The organism is Massilia sp. UMI-21 (assembly GCA_015277795.1).
GTDB lineage: Bacteria > Pseudomonadota > Gammaproteobacteria > Burkholderiales > Burkholderiaceae_D > Telluria.
The window spans coordinates 574,674-600,494 of the sequence record CP063848.1; the positions used below are offsets into that span (position 1 = coordinate 574,674).

The window sequence follows — 25,821 nt, forward strand, 5'->3', positions numbered from 1 at the left end:
TCGTTAGATCTTAGGAGTCTCAAATGGCAAAAGGTAAATTCGAACGGACCAAGCCGCACGTCAACGTCGGCACCATCGGTCACGTTGACCACGGTAAAACCACCCTGACGGCTGCAATCGCAACCGTCCTGTCGAAGAAGTTCGGCGGCGAAGCCAAGGCCTACGACCAGATCGACGCGGCTCCGGAAGAGAAGGCACGCGGCATCACCATCAACACCGCGCACGTCGAGTACGAAACCGAAAACCGTCACTACGCACACGTTGACTGCCCAGGCCACGCCGACTACATCAAGAACATGATTACCGGTGCCGCGCAGATGGACGGCGCGATCCTGGTGTGCTCGGCCGCTGACGGCCCGATGCCACAGACCCGCGAGCACATCCTGCTGGCGCGTCAGGTTGGCGTTCCGTACATCATCGTGTTCCTGAACAAGTGCGACCTGGTCGACGACGCAGAACTGCTGGAACTGGTCGAAATGGAAGTCCGCGAGCTCCTCTCGAAGTACGAGTTCCCAGGCGACGACCTGCCAATCATCAAGGGTTCGGCACGTATGGCGCTGGAAGGCGCAGCTGGCGAAATGGGCGAAGAGTGCATCATCAAGCTGGCTGAAGCCCTGGACACCTACATCCCGACCCCGGAACGTGCCGTTGACGGCGCCTTCCTGATGCCGGTGGAAGACGTGTTCTCGATCTCGGGCCGCGGTACCGTGGTGACCGGTCGTGTCGAGCGCGGCATCATCAAGGTCGGCGAAGAGATCGAAATCGTCGGTATCGTCGACACCGTCAAGACCACCTGCACCGGCGTGGAAATGTTCCGCAAGCTGCTGGACCAGGGTCAAGCTGGCGACAACGTCGGTCTGCTGCTGCGCGGCACCAAGCGTGAAGACGTCCAGCGTGGCCAGGTCCTGGCCAAGCCGGGCTCGATCAAGCCGCACACCGATTTCACCGGCGAAGTGTACGTCCTGTCGAAAGACGAAGGCGGCCGTCACACCCCGTTCTTCAACAACTACCGTCCGCAGTTCTACTTCCGTACGACTGACGTGACCGGTTCGATCGTGCTGCCGGCCGACAAAGAAATGGTCATGCCAGGCGACAACGTGTCGATCACCGTCAAGCTGATCGCTCCGATCGCGATGGAAGAAGGTCTGCGCTTCGCAATCCGCGAAGGTGGCCGTACCGTCGGCGCCGGCGTGGTTGCCAAGATCATCGCCTAATCAGTGATGCAAGAGGGAGACGGAAGTCTCCGTTTCCCTCAAACAGCATTGTCAGCATGTGCCTACATGCCGTATAATGCTGGATTCAGCGAGAAGTTTTCGTAGGGGTGTAGCTCAATTGGCAGAGCGTCGGTCTCCAAAACCGAAGGTCGCGGGTTCGATTCCCTCCGCCCCTGCCACCGAATTCTGGTGCGTAGGCACCGAAAGTAAAGAAGATGTCTAATCAATCCGTGCAAACTGTCAGCACCTCGAATGACAAGTTCAAGGTCGCACTGGCGGTAGTTGCCACGATTGCAGGCGTTGTCGGGTTCTTTTACCTGAAAGGCCAGAACAAACCAGCCTTGGTCGCCGCCGGCGCCCTCGTGGCTGGTTTAGTTTTTGCCGTCCTGCTTTTGTGGACTTCCGCAACCGGTCGCGATTTCCTGAGCTTTGCCAAGGAATCGGTGCGTGAAACCAAGAAGGTTGTTTGGCCGACCCGTCGGGAAGCCACCCAGATCACCGGCATCGTGTTTGCCTTCGTGGTCGTGACGGCAATCTTCCTGTGGGGCACGGATAAGGTTCTCGAATTCCTGTTGTACGACCTGGTCCTGGGATGGAAAAACTGATGAGCGAGAACGTCAATCAAGAAGCGCCGGGCCAAGACCCGGCGGCCGGCGCTCCGGCGCAAGACGCTGGTGCGGCTCCCGTGAGTGTCCCGGTTAACAACAAGCGCTGGTACGTCGTCCATGTGTACTCCGGCATGGAAAAGAGCGTCATGCGCGCTCTGACCGAGCGCATCGAGCGCGCCGGCATGCAGGAACAGTTCGGCCAGATCCTGGTGCCGACCGAGGAAGTCGTCGAAATGCGCAACGGCACCAAGGCCGTCTCCGAGCGCCGTTTCTTCCCGGGCTATGTCCTGGTCGAAATGGAAATGACCGACGAGACCTGGCACCTGGTCAAGAACACCAGCAAGGTCACCGGTTTCATCGGTGGCAAGTCGAACAAGCCGACGCCGATCCCGGCGCGCGAGATCGACAAGATCATGCAGCAGGTCCAGGAAGGCGTCGAGAAGCCGCGTCCCAAGGTCCTGTACGAAGTGGGCGAGCAGGTCCGCATCAAGGAAGGCCCGTTCACCGACTTCAACGGCAACGTCGAGGAAGTCAACTACGAAAAATCGAAGGTGCGTGTTTCTGTCACCATCTTCGGCCGCGCGACTCCGGTGGAGCTGGAGTTCGGGCAGGTAGAGAAAGTCTAAAACGCCGAATCGGAGCGTCGCAGCAGCAAGGCGGAATCCGGAAAGAGGAGCCCCGCCGAGAGTAGGTGCGGTGGGGCGCTACTACTCAATGCCAACTTAGGAGCCAGACATGGCAAAGAAGATTATTGGCTTTATCAAGCTGCAAGTCGCAGCCGGTAAGGCAAACCCATCCCCACCGATCGGCCCAGCACTGGGTCAGCGCGGCCTGAACATCATGGAATTCTGCAAGGCGTTCAACGCCCAGACCCAGGGTTTCGAGCCGGGCATGCCGATTCCGGTCGTGATCACCGCGTTCGCCGACAAGTCCTTCACCTTCGTGATGAAGACCCCGCCGGCAACCTACCTGATCAAGAAAGCCGCTGGCATCACCAAGGGTTCGCCGAAGCCACATACCGACAAGGTTGGCTCGCTGACCCGTGCCCAGGCTGAAGAAATCGCAAAAACCAAGCAGCCGGACCTGACCGCAGCCGACATGGACGCCGCAGTGCGTATCATCGCCGGTTCGGCACGTTCGATGGGCATCACGGTGGAGGGTCTGTAATGGCTAAGCTGTCCAAGCGCGTTAAAGCAATGAAAGAAAAAGTGGACCGTAACAAGGTCTACGCGTTCGACAACGCTGTGTCGATCATCAAGGAATTCGCCACCGCCAAGTTCAACGAGTCGATCGACGTCGCCGTTCAACTGGGCGTGGACCCGAAGAAGTCGGACCAGGTCGTCCGCGGTTCGGTCGTGCTGCCAGCAGGCACCGGCAAGACCGTGCGCGTCGCCGTGTTCGCCTCGGGCGACAAGGCCGAAGCCGCTAAAGCAGCAGGCGCCGACATCGTCGGTATGGAAGACCTGGCCGAGCGCGTCAAGGCCGGCGACATGCCGTTCGACATCGTGATCGCTTCGCCGGACACCATGCGTATCGTCGGTACCCTGGGCCAGATCCTGGGCCCGCGCGGCCTGATGCCGAACCCGAAGGTCGGCACCGTGACCCCGGACGTCGCTACCGCCGTCAAGAACGCCAAGGCTGGTCAGGTCCAGTACCGTACCGACAAGTCGGGTATCGTCCACGCTACCATCGGCCGCAAGTCGTTCTCGGACGAACAGCTCAAGACCAACCTGGTCGCGCTGATCGACGCCCTGAACAAGGCCAAGCCGGCAACCTCGAAGGGCGTGTACCTGCGTAAGGTCGCCCTGTCGTCGACCATGGGCGCTGGCGTCCGTGTCGATCACGCTTCGATCGCCGCTGCTCAGTAAGTATTGAATTGAGTCCTCGCTGAACATCGCGAGGCGCATCTTTGGGCTGTCGGAGCAAAGCACCGCTCCGGCAGGCAATCAAAGACCGTTGGGCCGAAGGCAGAGGTTGAGCCGGAGGTTAATAAGCCACCCAACGCAGATGGTGTACCCGAACAAGTTTTGTAGTCCACGCTGCGTGAGTTCATCCGCGTTAGATTGACTTCTTAACTTCGGACGCCGTGTTCGAACCGATGCAGACATGTTGTCCGCATCATTTAAGGAGATTGACCGTGGGTCTTAATCTGAATGACAAAAAGGCCGTCGTCGAAGAGGTAAGCGCGAAAGTTGCAAGCGCGCAGACCATCGTCGTGGCTGAGTACCGTGGCATCCAGGTTGCTCACTTGACCAAACTCCGTGCAACCGCACGTGCCCAGGGCGTCTACCTGCGTGTTCTGAAGAACACGCTGGCTCGTCGCTCGGTTGAGGGTACGCAGTTTGCCGCGCTGGCTGATTCCATGACCGGTCCGCTGATCTACTCGATCTCGGACGACGCCGTTGCAGCAGCGAAAGTCATCAACGACTTCGCTAAAACCAACGACAAGCTGGTCGTGAAAGCTGGTAACTACGCTGGTAAGGCACTGGATGTCGCCGGCGTGACCGCGCTGGCAAGCATCCCGAGCCGTGAAGTCCTCATCGCCCAGCTGCTGGGCGTCATGCAGGCACCGGTGTCGGGCTTCGCACGAGTTCTGGCTGCAGTCGCAGCACAAAAAGGCGAAGGCGCCGCTGCTCCGGCAGCGGAAGCCGCCGAAGCGTAATCGCTTCGCGTCTTTCTGTTCAAGTAGAACCAAACCTGTACTACACACACACAATATTTGGAGTTTCAAATGGCAATTAGCAAAGAAGAGTTCCTGGACGCAGTTGGCGCAATGTCGGTCATGGAACTGAACGACCTGGTCAAGGCTTTCGAAGAGAAGTTCGGCGTGTCGGCAGCTGCAATGGCAGCACCGGCAGCTGGCGGCGCCGCTGGCGGCGCAGCTGCTGCTGAAGAGCAGACCGAGTTCAACGTGGTCCTGACCGAAGTCGGCGCCAACAAGGTCGGCGTCATCAAGGCAGTCCGCGAAATCACCGGCCTGGGCCTGAAGGAAGCCAAAGACGTCGTCGACGGCGCACCGAAGACCGTGAAAGAAGCCCTGCCGAAAGCTGACGCTGAAGCCGCCAAGAAGAAGCTGGAAGAAGCTGGCGCCAAGGCCGAGCTGAAGTAATACATATGCATTGGGCGCTGAAGAAGCGCCCAGCGCGGGAGTCAAAGCTTGCGGAACCTGCCGAAAGGGAGGGGATGCGGCTTTGGCTCTTTTGTCGTCCCTGCGGCAAACGTTTCTTCCCAGGGCTGGCAGGCAACAAAGCAGTACCCGCATCACCAGCGTCGGAAATATCGTAACACAGCAGTACGGCTGTCTTAATCACTTGGCGGGAAAGCAGAGGCTTCAGGCCTTGCGTGTGGTGCGACCACCACTGGCAATTCCTGAATTCTCATCCTTTCTGTCACTCACGGAGTGTCCATGCACTACTCATTTACTGAGAAGAAGCGCATTCGCAAGTCGTTCGCGAAGCGCGCCAACGTTCACAACGTTCCTTATCTTCTGGCTACCCAGCTCGAATCCTACGAGAATTTCCTGCAAGCGGACGCCGTTTCCTCCGTGCGCAAGAACGAAGGCCTGCAGTCCGCCTTCAGCTCCATCTTCCCCATCGTGTCGCACAACGGTTTTGCGCGCCTCGAGTTCCTCTCCTATGTGCTGGGCGACCCTGCGTTTGACGTGAAAGAGTGCCAGCAGCGCGGCCTGACCTTCGCGTCGCCGCTGCGCGCCAAGGTGCGTCTGGTGATCCTGGACAAGGAATCGCCGACCAAGCCGGTCGTGAAGGAAATGAAAGAGCAGGAAGTGTACATGGGCGAACTGCCGCTGATGACCACGAACGGTTCGTTCGTCATCAACGGTACCGAACGCGTCATCGTCTCCCAGCTGCACCGCTCGCCGGGCGTGTTCTTCGAACACGACCGCGGCAAGACGCACTCGTCGGGCAAGCTGCTGTTCTCGGCCCGTATCATTCCTTACCGCGGCTCGTGGCTGGACTTCGAATTCGATCCGAAGGACATCCTGTTCTTCCGCGTCGACCGCCGCCGCAAGATGCCGGTCACGATCCTGCTGAAGGCCATCGGCATGACGCCGGAGCAGATCCTGGCGAACTTCTTCGTGTTCGACAATTTCACCCTGCGCCAGGAAGGCGGCGAGCTGGAGTTCGTGTCCGAACGCCTGCGCGGCGAAGTCGCGCGCTTCGACATCGTCGATCCGAAGTCGGGCAAGACCATCGTCACCAAGGACAAGCGTATCAACGCCAAGCACGTCCGTGACATCGAAGCCGCCGGCATCAAGAGCATCTCGGTGCCGGAAGACTACCTGCTGGGCCGCGTGCTGGCCAAGAACATCGTCGACCAGGACACCGGCGAAGTCATCGCCGTCGCCAACGACGAGCTGACCGAAGAACTGCTGGGCAAGCTGCGCGACGCCAGCGTGACCGACATCCAGACGCTGTACACCAACGACCTGGACCAGGGCGCCTACATCTCGCAGACCCTGCGCACCGACGACACCGCCGACCAGACCGCCGCACGCGTGGCGATCTACCGCATGATGCGTCCTGGCGAACCGCCGACCGAAGAGTCGGTGGAAGCCCTGTTCAACGGCCTGTTCTACATGCCGGAACGCTACGACCTGTCGGCTGTCGGCCGCATGAAGTTCAACCGCCGCATCGGCCGTGACGAACTCGTGGGCGACATGACCCTGTCGAACGAAGACATCCTGGCCGTGATCAAGATCCTGGTCGAGCTGCGCAATGGCCGCGGCGAAGTCGACGACATCGATCACCTGGGTAACCGCCGTGTGCGTTGCGTCGGCGAACTGGCCGAAAACCAGTTCCGTGCCGGCCTGGTGCGCGTGGAACGCGCCGTCAAGGAACGCCTCGGCCAGGCCGAAGCGGACAACCTGATGCCGCACGACCTGATCAACAGCAAGCCGATCTCGGCCGCGATCCGCGAATTCTTCGGTTCGTCGCAGCTGTCGCAGTTCATGGACCAGACCAACCCGCTGTCGGAAGTCACCCACAAGCGCCGCGTCTCGGCACTGGGACCGGGCGGCCTGACCCGCGAACGCGCCGGCTTCGAGGTGCGCGACGTGCACCCGACCCACTACGGCCGCGTGTGCCCGATCGAAACGCCTGAAGGCCCGAACATCGGCCTGATCAACTCGCTGGCACTGTATGCCCGCCTGAACGAATACGGCTTCCTGGAAACCCCGTACCGCAAGGTCGACGACAGCAAGGTTACCGACAAGATCGAATACCTGTCGGCGATCGAAGAAGGCCGCTACATCATTGCGCAGGCGAACGCCGCGATCAATGAGCAGGGCCAGCTGGTCGACGAACTGGTGTCGGCGCGTGAAGCAGGCGAAACGATCCTGGTCTCGCCGGAACGCATCCAGTACATGGACGTGGCCCCGGGCCAGATCGTGTCGGTCGCAGCGTCGCTGATTCCGTTCCTCGAGCACGATGACGCGAACCGTGCACTGATGGGCGCCAACATGCAGCGCCAGGCCGTGCCTTGCCTGCGTCCGGAAAAAGCCGTCGTCGGCACCGGCATCGAGCGCACCGTCGCGGTCGACTCGGGCACCACCGTGCAGGCCCTGCGCGGCGGCGTGGTCGACTACATCGACGCCGGCCGTGTGGTGATTCGCGTGAACGACGACGAGGCGCAAGCCGGCGAAGTCGGCGTGGACATCTACAACCTGATCAAGTACACCCGTTCGAACCAGAACACCAACATCAACCAGCGTCCGATCGTGCAAGTGGGCGATCGCGTGGCACGCGGCGACGTCATCGCCGACGGCGCCTCGACCGACCTGGGCGAACTGGCTCTGGGCCAGAACATGCTGGTGGCCTTCATGCCGTGGAACGGCCTGAACTTCGAAGACTCGATCCTGATCTCGGAAAACGTGGTCAAGGACGACCGCTACACCTCGATCCACATCGAGGAACTGTCGGTGGTCGCCCGTGACACCAAGCTGGGCGCGGAAGAAATCACCCGCGACATCTCGAACCTGGCCGAAAACCAGCTGGCGCGCCTGGACGAATCGGGCATCGTGTACATCGGCGCCGAAGTGCAAGCCGGCGACGTGCTGGTCGGTAAGGTCACCCCGAAAGGCGAGACCCAGCTGACCCCGGAAGAAAAGCTGCTGCGCGCGATCTTCGGCGAAAAAGCGTCCGACGTGAAAGACACCTCGCTGCGCGTGCCTTCGGGCATGGTCGGCACCGTCATCGACGTGCAGGTGTTCACCCGCGAAGGCATCCAGCGCGACAAGCGCGCCCAGCAGATCATCGACGACGAGCTCAAGCGCTACCGCCTGGACCTGAACGACCAGATGCGTATCGTGGAAGGCGACGCCTTCCAGCGTCTGGAGCGCATGCTGATCGGTAAGATCGTCAACGGCGGTCCGAAGAAGCTGGCCAAGGGTGCCGCGATCACCGCCGAGTACCTGGCGGACCTGGACAAGTTCCACTGGTTCGACATCCGCCCGGCCGACGACGACACCGCCAACGCACTCGAAGCGATCAAGGAATCGATCAACGAGAAGCGCCACCAGTTCGACCTGGCCTTCGAAGAGAAGCGCAAGAAGCTGACGCAAGGCGACGAGCTGCAGCCTGGCGTGCAGAAGATGGTCAAGGTCTACCTGGCCGTCAAGCGCCGCCTGCAGTCGGGCGACAAGATGGCGGGCCGCCACGGTAACAAGGGTGTGGTCTCGCGTATCGTGCCGGTGGAAGACATGCCGTTCATGGCGGATGGCCGTCCGGCCGACGTCGTGCTGAACCCGCTGGGCGTTCCGTCGCGTATGAACGTCGGTCAGATCCTGGAAACCCACCTCGGTTGGGCGGCCAAGGGTCTGGGCTGGCGCATCGGCGAGATGCTGGCGGCGCAAGCGAAGGCACAAGACCTGCGCGTGTTCCTGGGCAAGATCTACAACGAAACCGGTCGCAAGGAAGACCTGGACAGCTTCAGCGATGAAGAAATCCTGAGCCTGGCGCACAACCTCAAGAACGGCGTTCCGTTCGCGACCCCGGTGTTCGACGGCGCCCACGAAGACGACATCCGCCGCATGCTGGACCTGGCGTTCCCGGACGACATCGCTGCCCACCTGGGCATGACGCCGTCGAAGAACCAGGTCGCCATGTTCGACGGCCGTACCGGCGAAGCGTTCGAGCGCAAGGTCACCGTCGGCTTCATGCACATGCTCAAGCTGCACCACCTGGTCGACGACAAGATGCACGCCCGTTCGACCGGCCCGTACTCGCTGGTGACGCAGCAGCCGCTGGGTGGTAAAGCCCAGTTCGGTGGCCAGCGCTTCGGTGAGATGGAGGTGTGGGCACTGGAAGCCTACGGTGCGTCCTACGTGCTGCAGGAAATGCTGACCGTGAAGTCGGACGACGTGAACGGCCGTACCAAGGTCTACGAGAACCTGGTCAAGGGCGACCACGTGATCGATGCCGGCATGCCGGAATCGTTCAACGTGCTGGTGAAGGAAATCCGTTCGCTGGGTATCGACATCGATCTCGAGCGCAACTAAGCAGGGCCAGCATGGCCGCCAGCCTTCGGGCTGGTCCGCGACTGCGAAGTCGTCGCCCCGGCGCAGGCCGGGGCCCACTACGGTGAAACAGCCGTAGAAACTGGATCCCGGCCTGCGCCGGGATGACGCTTTCAAGGGATACGGTTCAGCAAGCACCGGCGAAAATCGGTGAGAAGCGGCGGCAGTAGTACTCAGTAAAGAATTCAATCACCTGGAGTGATACATGAAAGCACTGCTCGATCTATTCAAGCAAGTTCAGACGAACGAGAGTTTCGACGCCATCAAGATCGGCCTCGCCTCGCCTGAAAAAATCCGTTCCTGGTCGTTCGGCGAAGTCAAGAAGCCGGAAACCATCAACTACCGCACCTTCAAGCCTGAGCGCGACGGTCTGTTCTGCGCCAAGATCTTTGGCCCGATCAAGGACTACGAATGCCTGTGCGGCAAGTACAAGCGCCTGAAGCACCGCGGCGTCATCTGCGAGAAGTGCGGCGTCGAAGTCACGCTGGCCAAGGTGCGCCGTGAGCGCATGGGCCACATCGAGCTGGCCTCGCCGACCGCCCACATCTGGTTCCTGAAGTCGCTGCCGTCGCGTCTGGGCATGGTCCTGGACATGACCCTGCGCGACATCGAACGCGTGCTGTACTTCGAAGCATACGTCGTGACCGATCCGGGCATGACCCCGCTGAAGAAGTGCCAGATCATGTCGGAAGACGACTACGCCGCCAAGTACGAAGAGTACGGCGACGACTTCACCGCATTCATGGGCGCCGAAGGCATCCGTGAGCTGCTGCGCTCGATCGACATCCACCGCGATGCCGAAGCCCTGCGCGTGGAGCTGAAGGAATCGAAGTCCGAAGCCAAGATCAAGAAATACGCCAAGCGCCTGAAGGTGCTCGAGGCGTTCCAGCGCTCGGGCATCAAGCCCGAGTGGATGATCATGGAAGTGCTCCCGGTCCTGCCGCCGGAGCTGCGTCCGCTCGTCCCGCTGGATGGCGGCCGTTTCGCCACCTCCGACCTGAACGACCTGTACCGCCGCGTCATCAACCGTAATAACCGCCTGAAGCGCCTGATGGAACTGCGCGCGCCGGAAATCATTACGCGTAACGAAAAGCGCATGCTGCAGGAAGCAGTGGACTCGCTGCTGGACAACGGCCGTCGCGGCAAAGCGATGACCGGCGCCAACAAGCGTCCGCTGAAGTCGCTGGCTGAAATGATCAAGGGTAAGGGCGGCCGTTTCCGTCAGAACCTGCTGGGCAAGCGCGTCGACTACTCGGGCCGTTCGGTCATCGTGGTCGGTCCGCAGCTCAAACTGCACCAGTGCGGCCTGCCGAAGCTGATGGCCCTGGAACTGTTCAAGCCGTTCATCTTCAACAAGCTCGAACTGATGGGTCTCGCGACCACCATCAAGGCAGCCAAGAAGCTGGTCGAAATCCAGGAACCGGTGGTCTGGGACATCCTGGAAGAGGTCATCAAAGAGCACCCGGTCATGCTGAACCGTGCGCCGACCCTGCACCGTCTCGGTATCCAGGCGTTCGAGCCGGTCCTGATCGAAGGCAAGGCCATCCAGCTGCACCCGCTGGTCTGCGCGGCGTTCAACGCCGACTTCGACGGTGACCAGATGGCAGTCCACGTGCCGCTGTCGATCGAAGCGCAGATGGAAGCGCGCACCCTGATGCTGGCATCGAACAACATCCTGTTCCCGTCGAACGGCGAGCCGTCGATCGTGCCGTCGCAGGATATCGTGCTGGGTCTGTACTACGCGACCCGCGAAGCGATCAACGCCAAGGGCGAAGGCATGCTGTTCCCGGACGTGTCGGAAGTCATCCGCGCGTACGACAACAAGGAAGTCGAACTGGCGACCCGCATCACCGTGCGTATCGTGGAATACCCACGCGTGGCCGGCGGCGACGAGTTCGAGCGCACCGTCACCCGCTACGAGACCACCGTCGGCCGTGCGATCCTGTCCGAGATCCTGCCGAAAGGCCTGCCGTTCTCGGTGCTGAACCGCGCGCTGAAGAAGAAGGAAATCTCGAAGCTGATCAACACGTCGTTCCGCAAGTGCGGCCTGCGTGCGACCGTCGTCTTCGCGGACAAGCTGATGCAGTCGGGCTTCCGCCTGGCGACCCGCGCCGGCATCTCGATCGCGGTCGACGACATGCTGATCCCGGACGTCAAGAAGGGCATGATCGCCACCGCCGAAGCCGAAGTGAAGCAGATCGAGCAGCAGTACGCCTCGGGTCTGGTCACCGCCGGCGAGCGTTACAACAAGGTGGTCGACATCTGGGGCAAGACCTCGGACGAAGTCGGCAAGGCGATGATGGACCAGCTGAAAGTGGAGCCGGTCACCAAGCGTGACGGCACCGAAGGCACCCAGGAATCGTTCAACGCGATTTACATGATGGCCGACTCGGGCGCCCGTGGTTCGGCAGCCCAGATCCGCCAGCTGGCCGGTATGCGAGGCCTGATGGCCAAGCCGGACGGTTCGATTATCGAAACGCCGATTACCGCGAACTTCCGCGAAGGCCTGAACGTTCTGCAGTACTTCATCTCGACCCACGGCGCCCGTAAGGGTCTGGCGGATACGGCACTGAAGACCGCGAACTCGGGTTACCTGACCCGCCGCCTGGTCGACGTGACCCAGGATCTGGTCGTGACCGAGGACGATTGCGGCACCAACAACGGCACGCACATGAAGGCGATGGTCGAAGGTGGTGAAGTCATCGAGCCGCTGCGCGACCGTATCCTCGGCCGCGTGACCGGCAACGATGTCGTCAATCCGGAAACCCAGGAAACCGTGTTCGAAGCCGGCACCCTGCTGGACGAAGACATGGTCGAAGAGATCGAACGTCTCGGCATCGACGAAGTGAAGGTCCGCACCCCGCTGAACTGCGACACCCGCTTCGGCCTGTGCGCAATGTGCTACGGCCGTGACCTGGGTCGCGGCATGCTGGTCAACAGCGGCGAAGCAGTCGGCGTCGTGGCGGCACAGTCGATCGGTGAGCCGGGTACCCAGCTGACCATGCGTACCTTCCACATCGGTGGTGCGGCGTCGCGTGCGGCAGTGGCATCGTCGGTCGAAGCCAAGTCGAACGGCACGGTTCGCTTCACCGCGACCATGCGTTACGTGACCAACGGCAAGGGCGCGCAGATCGTCATCTCGCGTTCGGGCGAAGTCCTGATCACCGACGACCACGGCCGTGAGCGCGAGCGCCACAAGGTGCCGTACGGCGCGACCCTGATCGTCAAGGATGGCCAGCTGGTGAAAGCCGGCACCGCCCTGGCGACCTGGGATCCGCTGACCCGTCCGATCATTACCGAGTACGCAGGTACCATCAAGTTCGAAAACGTGGAAGAGGGCGTCACCGTCGCTCGCCAGGTCGACGAAGTGACCGGCCTGTCGACCCTGGTCGCGATCGATCCGAAGCGCCGCGGTTCGGGCAAGGTCCTGCGTCCGCAGGTCAAGCTGCTGAACGAAGAAGGCCAGGAAGTCAAGATCGCCGGCACCGAGCACGCCGTGGCGATCGGTTTCCAGGTCGGCGCGCTGATCATGGTCAAGGACGGCCAGCAGGCAACCGTGGGTGAAGTGCTGGCACGTATCCCGACCGAATCGCAGAAGACCCGCGACATTACCGGTGGTCTGCCGCGCGTTGCCGAACTGTTCGAAGCACGTTCGCCGAAAGACGCCGGCATGCTGGCGGAAGTCACCGGTACCGTGGCGTTCGGTAAAGAGACCAAGGGCAAGCAGCGCCTGGAAATCACCGACATGGACGGCAACAAGCACGAGTTCCTGATCACCAAGGACAAGCAGGTGCTGGTCCACGATGGTCAAGTCGTGAACAAGGGCGAGATGATCGTCGACGGTCCGGCCGACCCGCAGGACATCCTGCGCCTGCTGGGTATCGAAGCGCTGGCCCGCTACATCGTGGACGAAGTGCAGGACGTGTACCGTCTGCAGGGCGTGAAGATCAACGACAAGCACATCGAGGTGATCGTTCGCCAGATGCTGCGTCGTGTGCAGATCGTCGAAGCCGGCGACACCGACTACATCGTCGGCGAGCAGGTGGAGCGTTCGGAGCTGCTGGAAGAGAACGACAAGGTCACGGCTGCTGGCAAACTGCCGGCAACCTACGAAAACGTGCTGCTGGGTATTACCAAAGCATCGCTGTCGACCGACTCGTTCATCTCGGCCGCATCGTTCCAGGAAACCACCCGCGTCCTGACCGAAGCGGCGATCATGGGCAAGCGCGACGGTCTGCGCGGCCTGAAGGAAAACGTCATCGTCGGCCGCCTGATCCCTGGCGGTACCGGCCTGGCATTCCACCGCGCCCGCAAGGAGAAGGAAGTGTGGGAGGCGGAAGAGCGCCAGGCACTGCTGCAGCAGGAGAAGGCCAACATGGCTGCCGAACTGCAGGCGATGGAAGACCAGCAGAATGCTGCGGCCTCGGTCGAACAGCATCATGGTGACGACGAGTAATCGTTGTAGCTGCTAGCTGCAAATGAGAACGGCACCCGAAGGGGTGCCGTTTTTTTTTCCTGAACCGGAGGCGATGGAAGATCAGCACAATGCTGCGGCTTCGGTCAAACGACATCATGACAACGACGAGTAATCGTCCACGCCACTACGCTAAAGGTGAGAGCGGCACCCTGCGGGGTGCTGTTTTTTTCGCGCGGCAGGCCAGCTTGCCACCTTGCGTGCACCTCAAAAGGACCATCCTACTCTTCCGTCCATACGATCATTGCATCCTGCAGATTCGGCCCGTCACACACGGGTTTGGGAAAATTACGTTCGCTGAAACCATGGTGGAAGGCACGGATGTTAGCCGATCGATGTCGTCTTCCTCCCCGGGGCTTGCTTCGATGGACGCGCACCCGGCCATCGCTACCTGCCACGCATGAGCAGCAGTGCATTTCCCTAACTGCAAACCCCGTTCCTGTGTGTTGTATGCATGCTACTCCAGGGAAATCTTGCGATTGACACAATGCTGTTCGGAATGTTCTTATGTTAGCCAAGTTTTCCTGACAAAACGGTCAGAATTACTGAACTTTGACTGATTCAAATGTGAGAAGAGGTGAACTTTCATCTGTCTGGAATACTTGTCCGTTAGCTAATCCAGCCGACGTACCGCTGTCTTGATGTTGCACTGCTCTGATTTATAAAAATTCATTATTAGATTTAATCGGGAGATTTATGTTGCATACAGTAAAACCACAGTCCAAAGCGACCATGCTGCGCCGTTCCGCCATTTCCGTGGCAATCGGCATGTGCTTCATGGGCGCTGCCCTGGCGGCAGAAACCGGTGGCCTGCGTATTGCCATCACCGGTAACGGCGGCAAGCCTGTCGCCGGCGCCACCGTGCGCATCAGCTCGCCAAGCAGCTTGGTCACCAAGACGGCTGTCACCGAGGCAGACGGTACCGTCCGCGTCGCCGGTCTGGATCCGGCAACCGACTACAAGATCGAAGTGCTGGCCCCGGGCTACACGGCCTATACCGCCACCGACGTCGCGGTTGTATCCAACCAGAACCCGAGCCTGACCTACTCGATCGGCGGCGATGCTGCCGCGCCGGGCGCCCAGCAAGTGGTCGTGACCGGTTCGCGCCTGGTGCGCGTCGACACCACCTCGGCTACTGTCGGCACCGTGCTGAACCTGGGCGTGGTGGAATCGCTGCCGACCGGCCGTAACTACCAGAGCTACCTGCAGCTGGTTCCGGGCGTCAAGCCTTCGTCGGGCGGCAACCCGGCGTCGAAATCGGGCGTGAACTATTCGGACATCGGCGGCGCCACCGGCTCCTCGTCGGACAACGTCTACATCCTGGACGGCGTCGACGTGACCGACCCGAGCACCGGTACCTTTGGTTCGAACATCAACTCGGAAATCATCCAGGAACAGCAGATCCTGACCGGCGGCATCCCGGCCGAATACGCAGGTGGTTCGGGCCTGGTCTCGAAAGTGATCACCAAGTCGGGTAGCAACGAGTACCACGGCTCGGTCAACTACTACTTCCAGAACGACAACCTGGTCGCCGACTACAAGAACACCACCTCGTCGGGCTTCTCGACCTACGACGCGGCAGTGACCCTGGGCGGTCCGATCATCAAGGACAAGCTGTGGTTCTTCGGTTCGTACCAGAAGAAGGCCCGTGAAACCGATGTGGTCAACTCCGACACCGGCGAATTCATGCGTACCGTCAACCGCGACGACCGCCTGGGCTTCTTCAAGATGACCTGGCAGGCGACCGAGAACGACCGCCTGGTGGCTTCGTTCTTCAATGACCCGACCGAGACCACCGGCACCACCACCGCGACCACCCTGAACAACCGCGACACCCGTCGCAAGCAGGGCGGCAACAACTACAACCTCCAGTACTCGCGCGACATGGAGAACCTGCGCGTGACCGCGTACGCGTTCCGCCACGAAGGCGAATTGTCGGATTTCGCAGCCAGCGACGCGATCCGCAACACCATCACCTTCCGTCCGCCGCCATCGCCGTCGCTGTCCCAGGTGCAGCTGGGCGGCAACGGCACCGACTTCATCTCGGAGCGCAACCGCGATGAAATCGGCCTGAACGCCGAATACTTCTGGGAGACCGCCAACTCGGGCACCCACACCATCAAGGGCGGCTTCCTGACCTCGAAGAACGAGTACTTCGAAGACTCGCGCTATGCGGGTGCGGAAAAGGCGCTGTACACCTCGATGAACGTCGCCCAGGGCAAGGTCTCGTTCACCGACGCCGTCGCCTCTGGCTGGACCAGCCGTCCGGTCGTCGCCGGCGACGTCCCGCGTATCATCAGCGCAATCAACGGCGCCGCGGCCGGCGACCGCGCCTATTTCTACAACCTGCTCGACAGCAACCGCGACGGCGCGCTCACCGATGCGGAAATCCGCGCGCTGCAGTTCGGCAGCACCACCGGCAACCCGGGCGGCCAGGTCAACCTGTACCGCATCCGCGAAGCGCAAGCCTCGCCATACACTGTGGAAGCGACCGGCAAGGCTGCCTACCTGCAGGATACCTGGACCAAGGGCGACCTGACCATCGGCGTCGGCGTGCGTGCGGAAGAGTGGACCCACAAGGATTCGAAGGGCAACGAGTCGGCCAAGTTCGAGTGGAAACTCGCGCCGCGCCTGAACGTCGTGTATGACCCGACCGGCGACGGCCGCAGCAAGATCTGGGGCTTCCTGGGCCGTTACTATGACCCGATCCGCACCAACATGTCCGACTTCGCCGGCAACCTGACCGGTCCGGTGCTGGAAGAGCAGGTTTACGTGGGCGACCGCTGGCTGACCTTCCGCACCCGCGGCGGCGAGAAGCAGCCGGATGCCGTGTTCGCGCCGACCACCAAGACGCCGTACACCGACGAGTTCATGCTCGGCTACGCGACCAACATCGGCCGCGACTGGACTGCGTCGATCGCCTACACCAAGCGCCGTACCCGCGACATCCTGGAAGACTACGACCTGGCGCTGTACTCGGATCCGGACAACACCGTGGCAAGCCATGCCGGTCCGGGCTCCCCGTTCTACCTGCCGTATTCGTACTTCGGTTACTCGTCGAAGCCGAACTCGAACTACGTGCTGGGCACGCTGGCTGGCGGCAAGCGCGACTACCAGGGCGTCGAGGTCAGCCTGACCAAGGCCAAGCGCAACAACTGGATGGGTTCGGTGTCGTACACCTGGAACGAAGCCAAGGGCAACACCAACTCGGATAGTAATGCCGACTTCCAGGGCGACTGGGTCGCGCTGGATCCGCGTGCGCCGAATGCCTATGGCCCGCAGCCTGGCAACATCAAACACCAGTTCAAGGGCTACGGCACCTACTACTTCGACAACGGCCTCGAGCTGAGCGGCGTGTTCAACTGGAACAGCGGTCTGCTGTACACCCGTTCGCAGCTGGTGTCCGGACGCTACCTGCCGGAGATGGACGACGAGTACGTGTTTGGCGGCGTGACCGATACCTGGATCAAGGCGGGTTCGATCGGCAGCCAGACCGGCCCGTCGTACTACACCTTGGACATGCGCCTGAAGTACACCTACAAGCTGGCCGGCAGCCAGAAGGTCGAACTCTTCCTCGACCTGTTCAACGTGCTGGACAAGCAGTCGGGTACCGCGGCCCAGGCCCTGGTCAACTCGACCGGCAAGTACAAGTTCGGCCAGTCGAACACCTTCCTCGACCCGCGCCGCCTGTACGTCGGCGCACGCTACTCGTTCTAATCGGGCGAGCTTCAGCGCAACGCAGCACCTGAAACCGGCCCCGCAAGGGGCCGGTTTTTTTTCGTCCACGCCGCTATGTTGCTCAGTTAACTCATCCGTACGCCCGTCGCCCGCGATGACTGCTATGATCCACTGCTGAGTTATTGGACTTTTCACATTTCTGCCCACTGAGCAATATGCCTTGGCCATTTGACGCGACGCCGGACGCCTCCAGCGCCTCCGCCCCCATGACGGAGATGGAGCGACAAATGCGCGCCTTTCCCTGGGAGGCCACCGCCGTCGGTCCGGTCGCCGGCTGGCCGCAGAGCCTGAAAAGCGCGGTGCGCACCGTGCTCGACCTGCGTCTGCCGGCCTACCTGGCATGGGGCGATGCCCACGTCCAGTTCTACAACGACGCCTATGTTCCGATCCTCGGCGACAAGCGGGTGAATGCGCTCGGCAACGATTCGCGCGTCACCTGGGCCGAGGTCTGGTCCAGCATCGGCCCGATGTGGGAGCAGGTACGCCGGGGCCGTTCGCTCGGTTCCGACGCGCTGCCGCTGACCATCAACCGCTACGGCTACTACGAGACCTGCTATTTCAGCGACTCGCACAGCCCGATCTACGGCGAGTCCGGCCGGGTCGAGGGCGTGCTGGTGACCTTCGCCGAAATCACCAAGGCGGTGCTGGGCGAACGCCGGCGGGCCTACCAGGTCAAGCTGGCCGACACCCTGCGCCGCGAAACCGCCTTCGGGCCGATGCTCAAGGCCACCATCGGCCTCGCCAGCGAATATTTCGCCAACTCGAACGTCGCCTACGTCGAGCTCGACGAGCAGAAGCGCACCTTCACGGTGAAGGAAGAGTGGAAGGACGGCGTCGAGACCGGCGGCGCGCAGGGTACGCTGCCGATCGACATGCTGTCGCCCGCGCAGCTCGACCAGCTGCGCGCCGGCGCCACCATCTGCATCAACGACGTATCGAGCGACCCCGAATGCGCGGCCGTCGCCAAGCCCTGCGTGATGCTCGGCATCCATTCGGTGGTGGTCATCCCCCTGAAGGATGGCGACCGCCTGCACGGCGCCGGCTTCCTGTACAAGGACCATCCCTACCGCTGGACCGACGACGAGCGCACCCTGGCCGAAGACCTGGCGCGCCGCACCTGGGAAGCGCTGCGCCGCATCCGCGCCGAAGAGGCGCTGCGCGAGGAAACGCGCATCCTCGAACTGCTCAACCGCGCCGGCAGCGTGCTCGCTTCCACCCTCGACATCGACACGCTGCTGCAGTCGGTCACCGACGCCGCCACCGAACTGACCGGGGCCGAGTTCGGCGCCTTCTTCTACAACGGCAAGGACGCCAACGGCGACGCCTACCTGCTGTACACCCTCAGCGGCGCGCCGCGGGAAGCCTTCGAGAACTTCGGCCATCCGCGTCCCACCGCCATCTTCAGCCCCACCTTCGAGGGCGGCCCGCCGGTGCGCAGCGACGACATCACCAAGGATCCGCGCTACGGCAGGATGGGGCCGCACCACGGCATGCCCAAGGGCCACCTGCCGGTGCGCAGCTACCTGGCGGTCTCGGTCAGCTCGCGCTCCGGCGAGGTGCTGGGCGGGCTGTTCTTCGGCCACTCGCAGGCGAAGATGTTCGACGAACGCACCGAGCAGCTGATCAGCGGCTTCGTGGCGCAGGCCGCGGTGGCGATCGACAACGCGCGCCTGTACGAGCTGGCGCAGCGCGCGGCCAGCGAGCGCGAAGGCATCCTGGCCAGCGAGCGCGCCGCGCGCGCCGAGGCCGAGCGCCACAGCAAGATGAAGGACGAGTTCCTGGCCATGCTGGCGCACGAGCTGCGCAACCCGCTGGCGCCGATCACCAATGCGGCGCAATTGCTGCGCATGCCCACCGTGGACGAGAGCCTGCGTCTCAAGGCCGGCAACATCATCGCGCGCCAGGTGCGCCACATGACCGAACTGGTGGACGACCTGCTGGACGTCTCGCGCGTCACGCGCGGCCTGGTCAAGCTCGAGACCGACACGCTCGAGCTGAACGCCGTGCTGCGCTCCGCCGTCGAGCAGGCGCGCCCGCACATCGAGGCCAGGAACCATGCGCTGGCGGTGGAAGCGCCGGGGCGGCCGGTCCTGGTGGCGGGCGACCGCACGCGCCTGGTGCAGGTGCTGGTCAACCTGCTGAACAACGCGGCCAAGTATACGCCGCCGGGCGGCCGGATCGTGCTGCGCCTGGAGGCCGGCCCTGAGCAGGCGCGCATGACCGTCATCGACAACGGCACCGGCATCGACGCCAGGCTGCTGCCGCACGTGTTCGACCTGTTCACCCAGGCCGAGCGCACCCCCGACCGTTCGCAGGGCGGCCTCGGGATCGGCCTGGCGCTGGTCAAGACCATCGTCCAGATGCACGGTGGCCAGGTCGAGGCGCACAGCGACGGGCCCAACCTCGGCTCGTCGGTATCGGTGCTGCTTCCCCTGGCCGGCGAGATCGCCGGCCAGGGCGGCATGGCCGCGCCGGGGCGCTTGCCGGAACGCGCGCAGCCGGTGGCGCCGTGCGCGCTCACCATCGTCGACGACAACGTCGATGCGGCCCAGTCGCTGGCGGTGCTGCTGCGCGAGCAGGGGCATACCGTGCACGTGTTCGACGGCGCCATGCGCACGCTCGCCGCCGGCGAGATCGCCGGCACCCATGCCTTCATCCTCGACATCGGCCTGCCCGACATGACCGGCTACGAACTCGCGCGCCGCCTGCGCCGCGACCATCCGCAGGCCAGTTTCATCGCGCTCACCGGCTACGGCCAGGCGCGCGACCGCGATTTGTCGAAGCAGGCCGGCTTCGACCACCACCTGGTAAAGCCGGTGGAGTTCCGGGCGCTGGCCGACATCCTGGCCCGGCTGCCGCAGTGCCGGCCGGCCGAGGCCGCGACGCCGCCCGCGGTGGCGCAGGAACCGGATAGCGCGACTGTCGCCGATGTCAGCTGATCGGGAGCGGGCTTTGTTGTCTTGACTTTATTGCTACTAATCAGCAATATTGTTAAACTCCCGACATCATCCGTCCCCCCGTGTCCCGTAAAAAAAACAGCCGCCAGTGGGCGCGCCTGCGAATCCTGTGTTCCGGCGGCCTGCACCTGATGACCCTCATCCCCGATGCGCTGGAACTGGTGCGCGAGCTGATCCCCAACAGCGCGTCCCAACTGTTCCTGCACGCCGAACGCGCGCCGCAAGACATGCACGAGGCGAACGTGCTGGGCGTGCTGCCGCCGCCGAACGGATACTTCTATGGTGACGCGAAGGACTTTGGCGTGGCCCCGGGCGAGGCGCGGGCACGCGCCCGCCACGTGCTCGAGACCTGCCTCGGTCCGGCCGCGAGCCCGGTCGGCACGCTGACCCTGCTGCGCGACGACGGCCCTCCCTTCGATACCGACGACCAGGAAGACCTGGGACGCGTCGCCAACTACTTCGACCATGCGCTGCGCAACGCGGCCAGCGCCGGCAATGGACTGCAAGGGGTGATCGAGGACGAGGCCATGCTGCTGGCCACCACCAACGGCGACATCCTGTTCCTGAGCGATTCGGCCGGCGCGCTGCTCGACCAGCTGGCGTCGCAGGAGCAGCAGGTGTTCGACCGCCGCACGCTGCCGCCGTTCTGCCTGCGCCTGGTGGAATCGGTGGTGTACGGCGAACGCTACCCCTGGCGCCTGCCGGCGGGCACGCTGGAACTGGCCGGCGGCGTGCTGGAAGCGCGCGCCCAGTGGATGAGCGCCGGTTCCTGCGACGCGATCCACAGCCGCACGGTCGGCATCTTCCTGAAGTTCGTGGTCCCGATGCCGCTGCGGATCTGGCGCGCCCTGGGCAGCGTCGAGCTGTCGCCGCAGCAGATGGAAGTGGCGTTCTGGATGGGACTGGGCGGCGGACGCGAAGCGGCCAGGAGCCGCATGGACGTCAGCGACGCCGTGCTGCGCGACTGCGTGAAGGCCGTCTACGAGAAGTTCGGCTGCACCTCGGAAGCGGGGCTCCTGGGCATCCTGCGTCCCGTCATCTCGCGCATGTAGCGCCGGCAGCGGCCGCATCCCCGCCGCGCTTACGGAACACCCCCCATCCGGGGGGATGGAATACACTTGCCTGGTTTTCTATTATCTCAACCGGATCGCGAAGGAGGTTTTGCCATGAACATTCGATGGATGGGCGCTGTCCTGCTGGGCGCCACCTGCGCCCTTGCCAATGCTGCCGACATGAAGGTCACCATGAAAATGGCGACCGAGAAGGGGGAGGGCGCCGATGCCGGCACCGTCACCATCAGCGAAACCCGCTACGGCCTCGTGTTCACCCCGGCCCTGAACGGCCTGCCGGCCGGCCTGCACGGCTTCCACGTGCACGAGAACGGCAGCTGCGGACCGAACCAGAAAGACGGCAAGACCGTCCCTGCGGGCGCCGCCGGCGGCCACCTCGACCCGGCCAAGACCGGCAAGCACGGGCTGCCCTGGGGCGAAGGCCACCTCGGCGACCTGCCGGCGCTGACGGTGAACGAGAAGGGCGCCGCCACCAATCCGGTGCTGGCGCCGCGCCTGAAGCTGGCGGACGTCAAGGGCAAGGCCCTGATGGTCCATGCCGGCGGCGACAACCACGCCGACCACCCGGCGCCCTTGGGCGGCGGAGGCGCGCGGATCGCCTGCGGCGTGATCCAGTAAAGCCATCCCTGTGTGGTCAGGGATGAAATAAAATTTCAAAAAGAAGGTTAAAACGAAATGAAATTTCACTCCCTGATCGCGGCAGCGCTGCTGTGCGCGGCCTCCAGCAGCCATGCGGCGCTGATCCACGAGTTCAAGCTGGACGGTTCACTGAACGATTCCGTAACCGGCACCGCGCTGACCGCCCTCGGCGGCAGCGTGGTGCAGAACCGGTACGTGTTCGGCGCCAACCAGGGCCTGAAGCTCGATGCGCAACTGGGCGGCGTGTACACGATCGACATGGCCTTCCACTTCGACCGCTTCGGCAACTACGGCCGGATCGTCAATTTCACGAACCTGAGCGGCGATAACGGCCTGTATGTGCAGGGCCACGCGTTTCGCCTGTTCGGCGCCAGCGGCGCCAGCGGCAGCGGCGGCTACCTGACCGAGAACATCGACAGCCGCGTCACCCTCACCCGCGATGCCAACCAGATGTTCAAGGTGTACCAGAACGGCGAACTGGTGCTGAGCGTGGCCGACGCCGGCGGCATCGCCGACTTCGGTCGCAACGTCGCCTACTTCTTCCGCGACAATAACGGCGCCCACTCGGGCGAGGCCAATCCCGGCGCCGTCGACTACCTGCGCATCTACGACACGGCGCTGAGCCAGCAGGAAGTGCAGGCGCTGACGCCGCCGGCCACCGCGATCAGCGAGCCGGCCACCTTCGGCCTGCTGGGCGCCGGCCTGGCGCTGATGGGCTGGACGCGGCGGCAGGGCAAGCCGAAGGGGACGCCGCTGCCGCGCTACGGCGTGTTTCCCTGGCCAGCACTGTCCTGGCTGGACTGACGCAGCCAGGCGGACTTGACTGGGCAACATACTGATGATTAACTCGGGGCATACCAAGTACCAGCTAAATACTAGCTAACTACCAGGCGAGTGCCGGCGCGTGCCGGCATCGTTCATCCAGCCGCCAAGATCGTGATCATCCGAGACAGGCCGTCCGGCCTCAAGCTGTTCCTGCTGCTGCGCGGCTCGGTCCTGCCGCGCATCCTGCCCACGCTCGCCGTCAACGTGGCGATCGCCATCCTGGTCACCTGGACCCACGGGGTCCTGGGCGGCCTGAAGATCACGGTGACCGCCATCCCCTTCTCCCTGATCGGCCTGCCGCTCGCGGTCTTCCTCGGTTTCCGCAACAATTCGGCCTACGACCGCTTCTGGGAAGGGCGCAAGCTGTGGGGCGAACTGGTGCTGCGCAGCCGCAGCCTGGCGCGCCAGTGCACGGGCCTGATTCATGGCGACGGGCCGGCCCTGGCCGGCAATGGCCTGGAGGATGTGCGGGTCCGCATGACCCTGCGCGCGATCGCCTTCTGCTACGCCCTGCGCGACATGCTGCGCCAGCGCCCAGCCGATCCGGCCCTGGCCCGCTACCTGGTGTCCGACGAGCGCGAACAGATGGCACGGCAGCACAACCAGCCGGATTACCTGATGCGGAAGATGGGCCAGGACCTTGGCCAATGCGTGCGGGAGGGCCGCATCGATCCCTGCCTGGCCGCCAACATCGACGCCAACCTCACCGCGATGACGGCCGCCGCCGCCGCGTGCGAGCGCATCAAGAACACGCCGATCCCGTTCTCGTATTCGGTGCTGCTGCACCGCACCGCCTACCTGTACTGCTTTTTGCTGCCTTTCGGCCTGGTCGACACGATCGGCTTCATGACGCCGGTGGTGGTGGCGATCGTGGCCTATACCTTCTTCGGCCTCGATGCGCTCGGCGACGAGCTCGAAGAGCCGTTCGGCATGGAAGCCAACGACCTGCCGCTCGACGCCATCTGCCGCACGATCGAGATCGACCTGCGCAGCGCGCTGGGCGACGAGGACATCCCGCCGGCGCTGGCGCCGGTCGATTACTGCCTGATGTAGATGCGGCGAAAAGCGGACGGCGAAAACGCCGTCCGCCATGCGACAGGCAGGCCTGCTTACTTGGCGGCGGTACGCGCCTTGCCGAACGGGTCGCCCGCCTTCCACTGCGGCGCCTGCGGCGCATCCGCCACCACGCGGCCCAGGTTCAGCGTGAACTGCGCCTGCTGCACCATGCCCGACAGGTCCCAGTTGGGATCGTATTCGTCGGTCACCTGGTGGTAACGCGCGCGGTAGGCCTTCTGCTTGGCATTGTTGGCTTCCACGTCCTTCACCCAGCCGTGGCCGGCGCCCACCGAGAACGCCGGCACGCCGGCCTTGGCGAAGCTGAAGTGGTCGCTGCGGAAGTAGCCGCCGCCGAGGTCGGGCTTGCGCGGGGCGATGCCCAGGCCCATGCGCTTGGCGGTGGCGGCAGCCATCGCGCCCAGGTCGGTGCGTTCGCTGCCCGGGGTGTTCACGTCCGTGACCAGGCCGACGAAATTCAGGCTGTCCAGGTTCAGGTTGGCGACGGTCTTCTCGATCGGCCACAGCGGCTTGCTCGCATAGGCCGCGCTGCCCAGCAGGCCTTGCTCTTCGGCCGCGACCCACAGGAACATCTGGCTGCGCTTGGCCGGGTTGCGCACGGCCTCCTGCGCCATCGCCAGCAGGGCGGCGGTGCCGGACGCATTGTCGACGGCGCCGTTGAAGATGGTGTCGCCCTCGCTACCCTGCTTGCCCATGTGGTCCCAGTGCGCGCTGTAGATGACGACTTCATCCTTCAGCTTGGGGTCGGTGCCCGGCACCACGCCGGCCACGTTGAACTCGTTCAGGGTACGCACGTCGGCGCGCGCCTCGCCCTTGACGCGGGCGTTCAGCGTCACCGGCTTGAAGTGCTTGTCCTCGGCGGCGGCGCGCAGCTGGTCGAGGTCCTGGCCGCCCGCTGCGAACAGCTTGCGCGCGGTGGCGTCGGTCAGCCAGCCCTGCAGGCCGGTGCCCAGCTCGCCTTCTGCCAGCTGGAAGCGTTCGGCATTGGCCCAGCTGTTCTGCACCACGCTCCAGCCGTAGGAGGCCGAGGCGTCGGTGTGGATCAGCAGGACGCCGGCCGCGCCCTGGCGCGCCGCTTCTTCCAGCTTGTACGTCCAGCGGCCGTAGTAGGTCAGGCCGTCGCCGTTGAAGCGTGCCGGTTCGCTGGCGGTCGGTTTCGGATCGTTGACCATCATGACCAGCACCTTGCCCTTGACGTCCTGGCCCTTGAAGTCGTCCCAGCCTTCGTCCGGCGCATTGATGCCATAGCCCACGAAGACCAGTTCGGCGTCGAGCGTGTGCTCGGCCTTGGCATCTCCCGGACCCCAGACCCAGTCGGCGCCGAACTGCGCAGGCAGCTGCTGGCCGCCGGCGAACAGGCCGATGCTGCTCTTCTGCGGCAGCGAGCGCACGCCGGCGATCTTGACCGGCTGGCGGAAGCTGCCCTTGTTGGCAGGCTGCAGGCCGATCGCGGCGGCCTGGGTTTCCAGATAGGTGACGGTCAGCTCGCCGCCGCGCTGGCCGGTGCCGCGTCCTTCGACGGCGTCGGAAGACAGAAAGGCGAGGTGGGCGCGCAGCGGCGCTTCCTTGACGGTGGCGGCCTGTTTGCCGGCAGTGGGGACGCCAGCGGCGTGGGCCGGGTAGGCCAGCGCCAGGCTGCCCGCGAGGGCGGTGATGACCAGGGAGGAGACGATCTTGTGCATGGTTTC

General features: G+C 63.4%; 16 protein-coding genes and 1 tRNA gene. 16 read left to right on the forward strand and 1 reads right to left on the reverse strand.

Annotated elements, in window-relative coordinates; translation table 11 throughout:
- Positions 1–23: 23 nt before the first annotated feature.
- The 16 genes from tuf to IM543_02665 all read left to right on the forward strand — a co-directional run bounded on the left by tuf (position 24) and on the right by IM543_02665 (position 24,112).
- Entirely contained in the window at positions 24–1,214 is a 1,191-nt protein-coding gene (tuf, locus tag IM543_02590; protein ID QOY94814.1) for an elongation factor Tu, read from the forward strand.
- 103 nt (positions 1,215–1,317) lie between these two features.
- Positions 1,318–1,393: transfer RNA gene (locus IM543_02595), tRNA-Trp, on the forward strand.
- A gap of 36 nt (positions 1,394–1,429) precedes the next feature.
- Positions 1,430–1,819, forward strand: a complete 390-nt coding sequence (gene secE, locus IM543_02600) for a preprotein translocase subunit SecE (protein QOY94815.1) — start codon at positions 1,430–1,432, stop codon at positions 1,817–1,819.
- An 80-nt stretch (positions 1,820–1,899) separates the two neighbouring features.
- A complete protein-coding gene (gene nusG / locus IM543_02605; GenBank protein ID QOY96492.1) occupies positions 1,900–2,448 on the forward strand; it encodes a transcription termination/antitermination protein NusG in 549 nt (182 codons plus the stop codon).
- Positions 2,449–2,557: 109 nt separating this feature from the next.
- A complete protein-coding gene (gene rplK / locus IM543_02610; GenBank protein ID QOY94816.1) occupies positions 2,558–2,989 on the forward strand; it encodes a 50S ribosomal protein L11 in 432 nt (143 codons plus the stop codon).
- On the forward strand, positions 2,989–3,690 hold the full coding sequence (gene rplA / locus IM543_02615) for a 50S ribosomal protein L1 (GenBank protein ID QOY94817.1): 702 nt from the start codon (positions 2,989–2,991) through the stop codon (positions 3,688–3,690). The genes rplK and rplA overlap by 1 nt, the downstream gene beginning before the upstream one ends.
- 269 nt (positions 3,691–3,959) lie before the next feature.
- Positions 3,960–4,484, forward strand: a complete 525-nt coding sequence (gene rplJ / locus IM543_02620) for a 50S ribosomal protein L10 (GenBank protein QOY94818.1) — start codon at positions 3,960–3,962, stop codon at positions 4,482–4,484.
- Positions 4,485–4,553: 69 nt separating this feature from the next.
- Positions 4,554–4,931 carry a 50S ribosomal protein L7/L12 gene (gene rplL / locus IM543_02625; protein QOY94819.1) on the forward strand — a complete coding sequence of 126 codons (378 nt, stop codon included), beginning with the start codon at positions 4,554–4,556 and terminating at the stop codon, positions 4,929–4,931.
- Between the two features lie 297 nt (positions 4,932–5,228).
- On the forward strand, positions 5,229–9,338 hold the full coding sequence (gene rpoB, locus IM543_02630) for a DNA-directed RNA polymerase subunit beta (protein QOY94820.1): 4,110 nt from the start codon (positions 5,229–5,231) through the stop codon (positions 9,336–9,338).
- Positions 9,339–9,561: 223 nt separating this feature from the next.
- On the forward strand, positions 9,562–13,812 hold the full coding sequence (rpoC, locus tag IM543_02635; GenBank protein ID QOY94821.1) for a DNA-directed RNA polymerase subunit beta': 4,251 nt from the start codon (positions 9,562–9,564) through the stop codon (positions 13,810–13,812).
- A 786-nt stretch (positions 13,813–14,598) separates the two neighbouring features.
- A complete protein-coding gene (locus tag IM543_02640) occupies positions 14,599–17,547 on the forward strand; it encodes a TonB-dependent receptor (GenBank protein QOY96493.1) in 2,949 nt (982 codons plus the stop codon).
- A 248-nt stretch (positions 17,548–17,795) separates the two neighbouring features.
- Positions 17,796–20,507: a GAF domain-containing protein gene (locus IM543_02645; protein QOY94822.1), complete on the forward strand. Its 2,712-nt coding sequence runs from the start codon at positions 17,796–17,798 to the stop codon at positions 20,505–20,507.
- Positions 20,508–20,587: 80 nt separating this feature from the next.
- Complete coding sequence (locus IM543_02650) at positions 20,588–21,577, forward strand: hypothetical protein (protein ID QOY94823.1); 990 nt, start codon at positions 20,588–20,590, stop codon at positions 21,575–21,577.
- Positions 21,578–21,706: 129 nt separating this feature from the next.
- Complete coding sequence (locus tag IM543_02655; GenBank protein QOY96494.1) at positions 21,707–22,213, forward strand: superoxide dismutase family protein; 507 nt, start codon at positions 21,707–21,709, stop codon at positions 22,211–22,213.
- Between the two features lie 57 nt (positions 22,214–22,270).
- A complete protein-coding gene (locus tag IM543_02660) occupies positions 22,271–23,038 on the forward strand; it encodes a hypothetical protein (protein ID QOY94824.1) in 768 nt (255 codons plus the stop codon).
- Positions 23,039–23,170: 132 nt separating this feature from the next.
- Entirely contained in the window at positions 23,171–24,112 is a 942-nt protein-coding gene (locus IM543_02665) for a bestrophin family protein (protein QOY94825.1), read from the forward strand.
- Positions 24,113–24,168: 56 nt separating this feature from the next.
- Here the strand turns inward: IM543_02665 and IM543_02670 are convergent, their stop codons facing one another.
- Entirely contained in the window at positions 24,169–25,815 is a 1,647-nt protein-coding gene (locus tag IM543_02670; protein ID QOY96495.1) for a M28 family peptidase, read from the reverse strand.
- Positions 25,816–25,821 lie beyond the last annotated feature (6 nt).